Origin of the sequence: Lentzea sp. NPDC005914 (genome assembly GCF_040629405.1) — a bacterium.
In the GTDB taxonomy this organism is placed as follows: Bacteria; Actinomycetota; Actinomycetes; order Mycobacteriales; family Pseudonocardiaceae; genus Lentzea.
Genome location: NZ_JBEXVQ010000004.1, coordinates 333,760 through 346,159, shown reverse-complemented (window position 1 = coordinate 346,159; position 12,400 = coordinate 333,760). Strand labels below are relative to the sequence as shown.

10 protein-coding genes are annotated in these 12,400 nt (G+C 70.7%); 9 read left to right on the top strand and 1 reads right to left on the bottom strand.

Annotated features, from left to right (window positions below; genetic code table 11):
- Positions 1-14 precede the first annotated feature (14 nt).
- The gene (locus ABZ345_RS08700) at positions 15-1,292 is read left to right on the top strand and encodes a cation:proton antiporter (RefSeq protein ID WP_359844421.1); all 1,278 of its coding nucleotides are present in this window, start codon (positions 15-17) and stop codon (positions 1,290-1,292) included.
- A gap of 299 nt (positions 1,293-1,591) precedes the next feature.
- Here ABZ345_RS08700 and ABZ345_RS08695 read toward each other — a convergent pair whose 3' ends face one another.
- A complete protein-coding gene (locus ABZ345_RS08695; RefSeq protein ID WP_359844419.1) occupies positions 1,592-3,625 on the bottom strand; it encodes a hypothetical protein in 2,034 nt (677 codons plus the stop codon).
- 168 nt (positions 3,626-3,793) lie between these two features.
- Between ABZ345_RS08695 and ABZ345_RS08690 the strand changes: the two genes are divergently transcribed.
- From ABZ345_RS08690 to ABZ345_RS08655, 8 genes are read left to right on the top strand one after another with little or no spacing between them, the layout of a single operon-like run.
- A complete protein-coding gene (locus ABZ345_RS08690; protein WP_359844417.1) occupies positions 3,794-4,690 on the top strand; it encodes a hypothetical protein in 897 nt (298 codons plus the stop codon).
- Positions 4,683-5,078, top strand: a complete 396-nt coding sequence (locus ABZ345_RS08685; protein ID WP_359844415.1) for a hypothetical protein — start codon at positions 4,683-4,685, stop codon at positions 5,076-5,078. Before ABZ345_RS08690 ends, ABZ345_RS08685 begins: the two co-directional genes overlap by 8 nt.
- Complete coding sequence (locus ABZ345_RS08680; protein WP_359844413.1) at positions 5,071-8,304, top strand: CHAT domain-containing protein; 3,234 nt, start codon at positions 5,071-5,073, stop codon at positions 8,302-8,304. Before ABZ345_RS08685 ends, ABZ345_RS08680 begins: the two co-directional genes overlap by 8 nt.
- A 47-nt stretch (positions 8,305-8,351) precedes the next feature.
- On the top strand, positions 8,352-9,134 hold the full coding sequence (locus tag ABZ345_RS08675; RefSeq protein ID WP_359844411.1) for a hypothetical protein: 783 nt from the start codon (positions 8,352-8,354) through the stop codon (positions 9,132-9,134).
- Entirely contained in the window at positions 9,131-9,919 is a 789-nt protein-coding gene (locus ABZ345_RS08670; RefSeq protein ID WP_359844409.1) for a hypothetical protein, read from the top strand. Before ABZ345_RS08675 ends, ABZ345_RS08670 begins: the two co-directional genes overlap by 4 nt.
- Positions 9,916-10,353 (top strand): hypothetical protein, encoded by a 438-nt coding sequence (locus ABZ345_RS08665; RefSeq protein ID WP_359844407.1) that lies wholly within the window; start codon positions 9,916-9,918, stop codon positions 10,351-10,353. The genes ABZ345_RS08670 and ABZ345_RS08665 overlap by 4 nt, the downstream gene beginning before the upstream one ends.
- Positions 10,350-11,216 (top strand): hypothetical protein, encoded by an 867-nt coding sequence (locus tag ABZ345_RS08660; protein ID WP_359844406.1) that lies wholly within the window; start codon positions 10,350-10,352, stop codon positions 11,214-11,216. Before ABZ345_RS08665 ends, ABZ345_RS08660 begins: the two co-directional genes overlap by 4 nt.
- Positions 11,213-12,400, top strand: coding sequence for an OmpA family protein (locus ABZ345_RS08655; RefSeq protein WP_359844404.1), 1,188 nt, complete (start codon positions 11,213-11,215; stop codon positions 12,398-12,400). Before ABZ345_RS08660 ends, ABZ345_RS08655 begins: the two co-directional genes overlap by 4 nt.

Genomic DNA, 12,400 nt, shown 5'->3' with positions numbered 1-12,400 from the left:
CTCAGGAGATCCCGGTGAACCAGATCCACTTCGCGTTGCAGGTCTTCGCCGCGCTGGCGGTGGTGCTCGTCGCGACCACCCTGTGCGGGCGCCTCGCCATGCTGGTCAGACAACCCAGGGTGGTCGGCGAGATGGTCGCCGGCGTGCTGCTCGGCCCGGCGTTGCTCGGTGCCGTCGCCCCCGGTGTGCAGGCCCAGCTCTTCCCAGCGGACGTCAAGAGCACCCTGTACGTGCTGAGCACGATCGGGTTGACGTTCTACATGTTCCTCGTAGGGTCCTCTTTGGACCACAAGCTGACCGCGGGGTCGAACGCGCGCAAGGCAGGCATGCTCGCCGTCTCGGGCATCGTGCCCACGTTCCTGCTCGGCGCCGGGACCGCGGTGATCTTCTTCGACTCGCTGAGCCCCGAGGGTTCACGCCTGTGGGTGTTCATGCTGTTCTTGGGTGGCGCCCTGTCGATCACCGCGTTCCCGATGCTGGCCAGGATCCTGCAGGAGCGCGGGATCGCGAACACCCCGATCGGCGGCCTGACCCTGGTGGCGGCCGCGATCGACGACGCCGTGGCGTGGGCGTTCCTCGCGCTGATCATCGCCGTCGGTACCTCGGGCAGCCCGTCCGGTGCGTTGCGCACGATCCTCGGCGCGGGGATCTTCGCCGGGCTGATGCTCACCGTGGGCCGCAAGTGGCTCGCCAAGCTCGGCGAGCGGGCCGAGCGCGACGGCAAGCTCAGCCGCGACATGATGGCCGTCATCCTGCTCGTCGTGCTGCTCGCGGGCTGGTACACCGACTACATCGGCGTGTTCTCGGTGTTCGGCGGCTTCGTCACCGGTCTCGCGATGCCCAAGACGAACGTCGTGCGGCACGAGCTCGAGACCAAGCTCACCGACCTCAACTCGATCCTGCTGTTGCCGGTGTTCTTCGCGTTCAGCGGCCTCAACACGCAGGTCTCCGGTTTCGGCGCGGGCGGAAAGCTGTGGTTCCCGCTCGCCGTGATCATGCTGGCGGCGTTCGCCGGAAAGTACCTCGGCTGCGGCCTGGTCGTGCGCGCCCAGGGTTACTCGTGGCGCTACGCCTCCGCCGTCGGTGGCCTGATGAACGCGCGCGGCCTGATGATCCTGATCTTCATCAACATCGGCCTCGCGTACGGGCTGGTGACGCCGGAGATGTTCGCGATTCTCGTCCTGGTCGCGATCGTCACGACCGCTGCCGCGATGCCCATCTACCGCGCGTCGCTGCCCGAGCACCTGGAGGCCCAGGCGGACGTGAAACCGGCCAGGGCACCCGTCCGGTAAATACAGTTCCTGCGACGTAAAACCATTATCGAATCCTATTCGTGCACACGGGAGCCGTATTTCCGGCCGAGTGGAATGGTGGTCCGTAACGGAATCGGGGCGATCTCCGTTTGGACATGCATGACGCGAGGAGCCTGTTCAGTCAATGTGCGAGGGCGGAAAGCCGTATCGCCTTTCCGCACCCGCACATCCGGCCTCTTTCGCCGTTGTTCACCTCTTGCTGTCCTCGCCGTTGCCACCACCGGACATCGCTCATCACCTCCACCCGGGTATGGCGGCCCGGAAGGTGAGGCGGCTGGTCAGCCGCCCGCGACGAGTGCGGTGAGGCGGGCTCGAAGTGCGGTGACGGTGCCGTGGTAGCGCGACTTCTCGACCTGGTCGCCGGCGTTCTCCTTGAGCCACTTCTCGACCAGGCGCACGAGCTCGTCGGCCCGGTCGAGAGCACCGTTCCGGTCGGTGGCGACGCCGTGCTCGACGGCGAGCAGCAGCACCGGGGTGGCCCGCAGCGCGAAGAGGCAGTCGTCGAGCCGGGGGTGGAGCTTGCCGGGCGCGAACAGCTTGTCGGCGAGCACTTCGCTCACCCAGCCGTACGCGCGTTCGACCCACTGCAGGGCCTCGACGTCGCCGCGTTCGTGCAGCAGACCGGCGAGTGCGGCGGCCGCGTCGGCGGCGAGGTACCAGCTGCGGGCCAGTGGCCTGATGTCGCGGTCGCGGTTGAACAGCCGCGCGCGGCCGGGGATGACCGACTTCTCGAACAAGTGCAACGCTTTGCGCAGGTCGGACTCGCTGGTTCTGTTGCCGCCCAGGAACGCCGCGAGGTTGTGCAGCTGGAAGCTCAGCCCGCTCAGGTCCGCGTCCGGTCCGAAGAGGTCGACCTCGACGGCGTCTGCGAACGCGGTCCAGTAGCGGCGCAACGCTTCCGTCAGCGCGCCGGTGTCCTCTGTGGCCGTTCGCGCCATGTTCAGCTCGATGCACGCGACCGACAGCACGTCCGCCAGCGCACCGCGGTCGAGCGTGCCGGACGCGAGGCACCCGTCCGTCGCGCCGAGCACCTCGGCCACCGCGGCGGCGCTCACCTGACCGCCGTGCCGCTGGATGCCCGCTCGCTGGACGGCGAGGCGCAGGCGGATCTCCGGCACGATCGGGTCGTCGGCGGCGAACACGCCCAGCAGCGCCTCGATCTCGTCGATCATGGCGGCGAACTCGGGGCCCTTCACCCAGGCCGACGGCGCGAGCAGGCCCATCTGCCGCACGATGCCCGTGGCCGCGAGCACCACGACCCGGCGGGTCAGCACCGGAAGTGCCGCCAGCTCAAGGGGCGCGGGCAGCCGCACGCGGTGCGCGATCGCCACGGCGAGGTCGTCCGCGAACTCGTCCGGCCGGTCCAGCTGGCCCGGCCCGTGCGCCCACGTCTCGACGAGCTCGCGCACCAGACCGGCCGACGGCACCATCGCCTCGACCACGGCCTGACCCGGCTCGCGCTCGCTCACCCACACGTAGCCGACGCCGTCCGGCGTGCCCATGTCGACCATCAGCCTGATCAGCAGCTCGGCGAGCCTGTCGCCGATGCTCGGCCCGGCCGCCACCGCCACGGCGTCCGGGTCCGGCAACGGCAGCTGGCCCGTCGCGTTGAGCCTGCCGACCGCGATCGCGTCGAGGAAGTCGAGGTCGCGCGGCCTGGTCACCGGGTCGTGCGGGACGGGCTCGCTCGCGCCGATCTCGCAGCGGGCCTTGACCGTGCCGGAAAGCCTGTCCGCCCAGGGGAACGCGGGGGCGCTCAGCGACTCGCGCTGGATCGCCCGTGCCTTCATCGCGGCGACGACGAGCGCCGGCTGCGACCGGTACACCTCGACGGCGGCGGCCGCCCACGCCGCGATCCACTGGATCGGCGGAAGCTCGTCCCCGTCCGCGGACCGCAGCAGCGACAACGCCGTCGTCATCGCTTCCGTGACGGGTGCGAGCAACACGTTCGTCGCGGTCAGCACGACGGCGGCCTTGGTGTCGGGGCCGAACCTGTTCATCGTGGCGGCGACGATCTCGTTGGGCAGCGCCTTGCCCTGCGCCGGGACAATCGCCCGATCGTGTACCGCCCACGCACCGTCGTGGCCGTGGTCGCGCAACTGTGCGGCGGCCGCGCGGGTGGGCAAAGGGGCGCCGCGGGCGATCTCCGTGACGGTGATCGCCGTGAAGTCGCAGACCCACGTCATCGGGCCGTAGGGGTTCTCGTCCGACGGGACACCGAAGAGAGCAGCCACTTTCCTCGCGAGGCGAGCCGGGACCAGCTCGGACCTCTTCTCGACCAACTGCGGCACCACCGCAGGCAGCAACGCCATCGCTCTCTCCTATTCCACGGCACCCAAACACTCGCACATCTGCTGCGCACGCCCCCGACAGGCGCTTGCGTCACGGTTCAGCAACCAGCGTTTACATATAATCTTCCGTTAGCGTAGAAAACTCTCATGATGCTGCCGCCACAGACATCCCACCTTTCACCCGAAGTAGTGCGCGCCACGCTCGCCGAGCTGCAGAAGGCCAGGACCGATCTGCACCGCAGCCACCAGGTCGCGCGCTGCGACATGGGTCTCGCCGTGAACGGTCTGCGGATCGGACGGCCGGTGCGGGCACCGGGACTGGTCGTCTCCGGTGACTGCGTGTGCCGCGATCTGGTCCTGGACGTGCTGTGCCTCGTCGCCGTCTTCCTGACGGAGCACGGGATGCAGTGCCACAACGTCGTCGGCGCCGTGCGGTTCCACGTGCGCAAGCGGGTCATCGACGTGCTGCGCGGCTACCGGGCGTCCAAAGGCGCCCAGGTGAAGCCGAAACAGGTGCGGCAGAACAGGTTCGGCCGCGCGCTGCCCGACGAAGAACACCGCGCCGTGCTGGGCCATCTGGCCGACGAGGCCGGCTACACCGCACCCCTGCCCGGCCAGACCTACCTGTTACGCAGGCTGGCCGAACGGTGCGTCGCCGAGTTCGGCAACTCGGTGCCGTACTACCTGGAGCGCATGCCCGCGATCCTCCGCACGGTCAAAAGCGTCTGCAGCGCCGGCAACCAGGTCAACGTCGGCACGCGGTCCTCGCCCGAGTACGTGTCCTGGTACGACGCCTACATCGAACGGCCGCTGGGACGCAGACCGGAGTCGCTGGTCCACCCGCTGTCCGACGAAGTAACCGATGTGGAGCCGGTGAACACCGATACCGACGCCGCGATCGTCGGCCAGATCGTGGACGCCGTCACAACAGCACCGTCGTCCGACCAGCTGACCTCGCTGCGCGCCGCCGTGCACGCGCTGGCCGACCAGGGGCTGATCGCACGCCGGGAGGCGGAAGCGCTGCTGGCGGATCGGGCGCGTCTCGACGACGTGCTGGCCAGTGCCCGCGAGGTAGCCCATGCCTGACACGGCCCACGCGCCGCTCGCAGACCGGGCACGCCTCGACGACGCGCCAACCGACGCCACGAGAACGCCCACCACACACGACCACGCACCACTCGCAGACCACACGCGCCCCGACGACGCACCCGCCAACGCCGCGAGGCCGCCCACCACACACGGGCACGCGCCGCTCCTCGCCGCCGCGCCCGAGGACGCCATGTCTGCCACCGCTCAGGACCACGCATTACTCCTCGCCGCCGCAGACATGCTGGCCAACGTCGCGAGGTCGCCCATCGCCCACGCACCGCTCGCAGACCACACGCGCACCGATGACGCGCCCGCCAACGCCGCGAGGCCGCTCAACACACGCGCGTTGCTCCTCGCCACCGCACCCGAGGTCGCCCATGCCTGACACCGCCCACGACCACGCGTTGCTCCTGGCCACCGCCCTCGACGAACAACCAGACCAGGTCGACCCCGAGGAAGCCGGCACAGCAGGTCTCGCGCACCTCGACGTGCTGCTGGACGAGGGCGGCGCGACCGAGGAGACCGTCGAGCTCGGCGTGCGGCTGCTCTCGTTCGCCACGGAGCGCCTGCCTTCCGGCCCGCTCACCCCGATGTGGCGCTACCGGGCGGGCGGCGCGCTGTCGTTCCTCGCCGAGGTGCTGGACTCGGTGCCGCACCTGGACTCCGCCATCGCCTTCCTCACCGCCGCGGCCCACTCGGCCGCCGAGGGCGAGCTCGCCGAGCAGGCCGCGGTCGACTGCGCGGAGCTGATCCGGTTGCGGTTGCTGGTGTCCGACGAACTGTCGCCCGTGGACGCCCGCAGGTGGACCGGCGAGGTGGCCGCGCTGGGCGCGTTCGTGCACTCCGAGGACGAGTTGCTGGAGTACCGGCGGGAGCGGGCCCTCGCGCACCGCTGGGCCTACCCGCACACCCTCGCGCCTGTCGACCTCGACCACGCGCTGGCCGGGCTGGAGGCGGTGCTGCCGTTCGACCACGACAACCGGGCCGATCTGTTGCAGACCCAGGCGATCCTGCTCGAGGAACGGCACCGGCTCACCGGGGACCCGGCCGCGTTGACGGCCGCGATCGCCGCCGCAAAAGAGCTGGCCGACCATGCCGGCCACGGACAGCTGTTGCTCTCCGGGTTGCTGACGACCGGGTTCTGGTCCGAGGCGGGCGTGGGGATCGACGAGGCCATCGACGCCTACGCGGCGGTGCCCGGCGACGTGGCGTTCGACGCCGAGCACACGGTGAACCACGGGGTGCTGTTGTGCGCTCGCGGCGCGGAGAACGAGCGCGTCGCCGATCTGCTTGCGGGTACCGCACTGCTCGCGTCGGTCGCCGACGAGCCGGAGGGGCATGTTCTGCCGGTGTTGCTCGTGCTGGCGGAGTCGTTCCTCGTGCTGACGCGCCTCGACGGGCCCGCGCACCTGTGGGCGGTCCTCGACTGGACGTCGGCCGCGATCGCCGTCGCGGAGGAGCACACCGATGCCACGACGATCGCCAGGTCGTGGCGGCTCGAGGCGGTGGAGGTGGCGGCCAAGGAGTTCGGCGTCAGGGCTGTCATGGCGCGGCACGACGTGCGCGGCTTCCTCGCCGACGCCGAACGGACGGTGCGGTCCGAGGACGGGGTGGGACCCGAGGTTCGGGCGTTGCTGGTGCTGCGGATCGTGATCATCCGGACGCAGTGGCTCATGGACGTCGCGCCGATCGGCGAACACCCGGACGTGACGTTCCGCAACCTCCGCGAGCTGCTCGCCGACTTCGAACCGCACCTGCCGCCGGAGGACATGAGCCGGCTCAAGGCCATGGTCGACACGCTCGACGCGGCGACCCGGTACGCCGTCAGCGGCACCGCCCCGGACGCGGCGGTGTTCCAGAGCATGCTCGCCGGCTTGGACGACGGCGGGGAGCGCGACGCGGCGGGCGACCTGGAGCTCGACGTCGTCCGCCTGCTGAACGAGATCATCGCCGACCCGCGCCAGGAAGCGGTCCGCGCACAGGTCAGCCGGATCACGTCGCTGGTGTGGCGCGTCGACGCCCTACCGGACTGCGAGGAGAAGACCGGCCTCGGCGCGATGGTCTCGCTGTTGTCCAGGATCATCGGCCCACCCGGCGGTGTGCCCTCGGAACTCGTCGCAGAAACCGGCGACATGACCGGGCTGAGCGAGTTGCTGGCCCAGACGCACGCGTGGCAGGCCGCCTCCTCAGAAGGCGATGTCCAACAGGCGTTGCGCGCCTACGAAGGCATCGAGCGCGCCGAATCCGGCGCCACCTCCGACAGCGGGCTCGCGATGATGGCGCGGATGTTGCGCGGCGTGTACCGCGCGCACCTGGACGCCGACGTCCCGACCAACCCGGAGGCGCTCGACACCGCCATCGCCGAACTGGAGGTGGCTTTCGCGAAAAATCCCTCACCGGACAACGCGCTCGCGCTCGGCTCCCGGCTGCGGATGCGGGACCGGCCGGGTGACCGGGCCGCGAGCCGCGTCGCCGGGCTGGCCGCGGCCGGGGACCAGGTGACGGCGTGGTGCCTCGACGACAGCGCGAACGACGACCTCGTCCAGGTGCTGGAGGCGAGGCGACGGTCGCTGCTAGGACTCGAAGTCCACAGTGGACCCACCAAGGACGTGCTCATCTACCTCGTCCCGGGATGCGACGCCCACGAAGGGTTCGCCGCCACGATCGCCCCGGACGAGGACGTGCGCGTGATTGCGTTGCCCGAACTGAGAACCCGCGCGATCAGGGCGTGGCGCGAGGCCGTGGAGAAGGCGCGCGTGACACCGTCGTGGCGCGGCTGGACGACCGAGCTCGCCCGCATCACCGCGTGGGTCTGGAAAGCCGCAGAAGACGCGTTCACCCCGTGGGCGGGCAAGCGGCTCGCCCTCGTCCCGATGGGCGACCTGGGCCTCGTACCGTGGACGGCCGCGTGGCGCGAGATCGACGGCGAACGCCGATACCTGGTGCAGGACAACGAGATCACGCTGCTCCCCGCCGCGAGCACGCCCCAGGCGCCCGTCCGGGAAGGCGCGGCGGTGTTCGTCGGCAACCCCGACCGCACCAACGGCGACGCCGCGACGATCGCCGAGCAGCTGCGCACCGCGTTCCACCCCCAGGGCAGGTTCCTCGGCGGGCACGGCCAGCCACCGCGGCCATGGCGCGAGTCGCCTCAGGGCCGCGGCACGCCAGACGAGATCCGCGCGGCCGCACAGCAAGGCCTCGCCATCCTGCACCTGGGCTGCCGCACCACCTCCGACCCGGCCGGCTCGACGATCCAGCTGCACGGCGGCGAACTTCCGGTAGCGGAGCTGCACGGCATCGGGCTCGTCACGCTCACCGATCACGTCTCGAAGCACCACCCGCACGACGACGCACTGACCGCACCCGCCCAACTCGTCGCGAACGGCACGCGATCCGTGCTGGCCGCGCAGTGGCCGAGACCGTCCGGGGCGCTGCTCCACCTCGTGCACCACCACCTCGCACGGGGCCTGGAACCGAGCGCGGCGCTCAGGGCCGCCCAGCTGCAGCTGATCGACCCCGGCCGCGTGCTGCCCGAAGGCACACCGGCGGATCTGCCGCACGACCCCGCGGCGATCGAGCACTGGGCGGTCCTCGCGCACCACGGCAGGTGAGTCCGATGTGCACCACCACCCCTCCAGCTGTCCGTCAGGGAACAAACGTGGTCTGGAACAACGTGATCTGGGCGCTCTCGGCAGCGCTCGTGCTGGCACTGCTGGGAACCGCGGCCGCGTGGTTCACCACCAGGCGACGGCGCCGTGCCCACGCGGAACTGCTCCGCGGCGCCGTCGCCGCCATGTGCGCGCAACGGCCCGATCAGCCGGGACGGGTGGCGAGGCTCGGACGGGAGGTCGTGGACGTGCTGGCGAGGCAGGAGAAGGGTGCCGCGCTGCTGGACAGCGGGCGGCACCAGGACGCCGAGCGGCTCGTCGGCGGCGACCAGGACATGGCGCTGCTGGTCGCGGCGGACGCCTCCACCGCGGCACATCCGTTGACCCGCACCGGGAACAGGATCGACCCGTGGCAGGCGACGGACGGGGCGCCGCGGGTCACCGGCCACCCCGCGCTCGCCCAGCTCTGCTCGGCGCTGCGCCGCACCACCGAGAACCGGATCTCGCGCGCCCAGCTCGTGCTGGCCCAGGCGAAGCAGATCGATGACGTGCCACCGGCCGAGATCGCCCGCGTCAAGGCGGCTCTCGACCGCGGCCTGGAGCTCCTGCGGCACGTCGACGAACGAGCGGCGGCCGGTGACACGTTGGAAGCGCTCACCATGCTCACGCACGTCGACCTGCCGGTGCCGGAAGACGGCGTCCCCGGCCAGGCGGACGCAGCCGAGTTCAAGGAGCAGACCAACGCCCTGGCCCGGCTCGCACTGCTGCACCGCGAAGCTCTCAACGCCCATCGCGGCGAGGTCACCGTGATCATCCCCAAGGAGCGGCCGTGAACCGCTACCTCAGGCGCGAGCAGCTCAAGGACCGGTGGCGCGGCCGCCGGGACGGTCGCAGGCGCACCCCGTCCTACAGCGCGCAGGCCGAGCTCGCGGAGTCCGGCCAAGCCGTCAGCGCGCCGTACCCGGACCAGCTGCTGGCGTTGGCGCAGCAACAGATCGCCGGAATCCGCGAGAACTTCGAGCGAACCGCGGCGGCCAACCGCACCTCGCTGCAGACCCTCCGCGCGCAACGGCAGCTCGCCGCGAAAGAGGTGCTCAAGGCGGCGGCCGAGGTCACGACCGCCGAGCTGCCGATCACCGAGGAGGAGCTGAAACCCCGCAACCACACCGAAGCGGCGTTCGCGGGCACCGACTCCCTGCGCGGCCGCCGCGACGAGCTGCGGCGTCACCGCATCGCCAAAGCGCAGGCGCACGAGATGGCGCGGATCAAGGCGCACGACGAGATCGTGGCCCGCATCGCCGCCGTCGAGGAACAGATCAAGACGCAGTTCGTCACCGCGCAGGCGAACGCCGCCGCGATGAGCGAGCACTACGCGACCCGGATCAGCACCTATTGGGAGCACAACGCGCACGTCCACCCGGAAGGCACGTACTTCGCTCCCCTGCTGCGTTTCGTCGCGCAGCAGCTGCCGACGTGGGTGACCGACCCGCCCGAGGGCGACCCGCTGGACCTCGGGCGGGGACGGCTCGAGCACCGCGTCGTCACGCGGAGCCTGGACGTGCCGGCGCCCCCGGTCCACTACCACGAGGCCGACCCCGACATCGAGGAGTCCGCATGAAGTCGTTGCCCCTCCTGCGCACCTCCCTGTCGCTGCGCAAGGTGAAGCTGCAGCTGCCGAGGCTGCGCGGCAAGTCCGTGCCGGTCATCGACCTGAAGGCGTTGAGCCGCAAGCTGCTCGGCATGGCGAACGAGGTCACCGCCGCGCAGGCGAGCGCCGCGGAGCCGATCCTGTACGGCTACGTCGACACGCACGTCGGCGAATGGCTCGCCGACGCCAGGGCGCACCACGACAAGGTCGCCACCCAGCTCGACCTGATCGCCACCAGGGTCGTCGAGGCCGAGGCGCTGTACCTCGCCCACCACGAGGACCAGGAGAACGTCCTGCACGACCTCGAAGGCGCGGTGTCGCACGCGCTGGACCGGGTGGCCAGTCCCGACGTCCCGTTCTTCGACCCGGAGCCCCGGAGCAAGCGCAGAGGCAGGAAATCATGACGATGACGGGCGGACATCCGCCGAACCCGTTCCGGCGCCGTCCGGTGATCAACGGCAACCTCGCGCTGATCGCGGGCCAGCCGTGGACCGCGGGACTGCACTACTTCGTGCTGCTCGCCGCCGCCGGTGTCGACCTCGTGACGTTCAAGCAGGTCCTCGGTTCCGCCGTGAACGAGGACGACGTGATCCTGTGGATCATGGTGGTGGGCTTCACCGCCGTGTGCCTCGCGTTGTCGCACAACGCGGGCTCGCAGGCCAAGGTCGCGGTCACCGGGCACGTCGTCGGGGCTCGCGCCGCCGCGATCGTCAGCTTCGCCGGTTGGCTCGCGCTGGGCGCGTCGGCGTTCGTGTTCCGCCTGTTCTACGCCGGCTCAGATCTCACCGGTGGCACGACCTACCAGGTCGAGGGACAGACGTCCAACACGCTGGCCGAAGCGGCCGCACAGGAACGCCAGCTGTCCGCCTTCCTGTTCCTGGCGCTGTACCTGGGCACCGGGATCGTCGCCGGGGTCGCGGGGTACGTGCGCCACCACCCCGAGGCACGCCAGTACCTGCGCGCGTTGTCCCGCCGCACCAAGGCGGCGGCCGAGTTCGGCCGGTTCGACTCGAAGGTCAAGTCGGTCGCCGAGCTCCGCCGGTCGGTGCAGGACGCGAGGGACGACCACGAACGCGCCTGGCTGGCACTGGAGGCGAGGTGCAGGGCGGCGGCCGAGCGGCTGAAGAAGGAGATCGAGTTCGAGCTGTTCAAGAAGAACGGCCAAATCGGGACATCCGACCAGCGGCCACAGGAGCTGACGGGCACGGACACCGAGCCGGAAGCCGAGGAAGGCAACCCGGAGAAGCAGGAAGAGGACCAGAGATGACTCACCACCGCCACCGTCGCCTGTTCGCCTGCGGCCTCGTCGCGGCGGTCGCGCTGACTGCCTGCGGCGCGGAGAAGGAACCCGACTCGCCGATCGGCACCACGCCCGCGTCCGGCTGTCCCTCGGACACCGCGAAGCCCCTCACCCTGGTCATCGGCGCGCGGATGGGCAGCCCCACGCCGTCGTTGCCCGCGGAGATCACCGGGCTGATCGAGCAGGCGGTGACGCAGAGCCAGCGGGTGCAGGTCGTGCGGGTCGACGGCCAGCCGACCGTCGCGCTCAACGCCGACGTGAAGCTCGGCTCCAAGAACGACGAACGCCGCAAGCGCGAGATCGCGACCCACATCCAGGGCATCACGTCGTTCGTGGCGGGGATGAAGCCCAAGCAGCCGGAGGCGAACGTGCTCGGCGCGCTGTCCGAGGCGGGCCGGGTCACGCCGGAGGGCGGCACCATCGTCCTGATGGACTCCGGTCTCGCGACCGCGGGGCCACTGTCCTATCAGGACGAGTCCATGTTCGACGTGCTGCCGGCCGACGAGGCCGCGTACCTGAAGGCCCAGGCGCAGCTGCCTGATCTGAAGGGCCGCTCGGTGGTGCTCGTCGGTCTCGGCAGCACCGCGGAACCGCAGGCGGAGCTGGACAACGCCTTGCGCGCACGCGTGGTCGAGCTGTGGAAGGCCGTTGTGGCCGCGGCGGGCACGGCGTGCGTCGACTCGGTGGACATCGCGTCGCGGCGCAACGCCTTCGACACCACCGTGCCGGTGGCCAAGATCCCGCTGCCGAAGGAGGAGCCGCCCCCGCCGTGCGGCACGACGGTGCTGCGCGACGCCGACTCCGTCGGTTTCGTGCCGGAGAAGGCGGAGCTGCGTGATCGGAGTGCCGCGGAGAGCACGCTGCAGCTGATCGTGGACCAGGTCGCCAAGGGACAGCAGAAGGTCCTGCTGGTCGGCAACACCGCGACCGTGGGGCCGGAGCAGGGGGCGCGAGACCTGTCGAAGGCCCGCACCGAGACGGTGAAGTCGATTCTGGTGGCCAAGGGCGTCGCCGCCGGCCGGATCACGACCCGCGGCGACGGTTTCTCCGGTCAGTACCACGAGAACGACCAGGGTCCCGGCGGTGTGCTGCTGCCCGGACCGGCCGCGCGCAACAGGTCCGTCGTCGTCAACCTCTCCTGCCAGAGCTGA

What these genes read in the sequence shown, in the direction of transcription:
- ABZ345_RS08695 (WP_359844419.1), bottom strand. Translation starts at nt 3,625, where the DNA reads ATGGCGTTGCTGCCTGCGGTGGTGCCGCAGTTGGTCGAGAAGAGGTCC.
- ABZ345_RS08655 (WP_359844404.1), top strand. Translation starts at nt 11,213, where the DNA reads ATGACTCACCACCGCCACCGTCGCCTGTTCGCCTGCGGCCTCGTCGCG.
- ABZ345_RS08660 (WP_359844406.1), top strand. Translation starts at nt 10,350, where the DNA reads ATGACGATGACGGGCGGACATCCGCCGAACCCGTTCCGGCGCCGTCCG.
- ABZ345_RS08685 (WP_359844415.1), top strand. Translation starts at nt 4,683, where the DNA reads ATGCCTGACACGGCCCACGCGCCGCTCGCAGACCGGGCACGCCTCGAC.
- ABZ345_RS08665 (WP_359844407.1), top strand. Translation starts at nt 9,916, where the DNA reads ATGAAGTCGTTGCCCCTCCTGCGCACCTCCCTGTCGCTGCGCAAGGTG.
- ABZ345_RS08680 (WP_359844413.1), top strand. Translation starts at nt 5,071, where the DNA reads ATGCCTGACACCGCCCACGACCACGCGTTGCTCCTGGCCACCGCCCTC.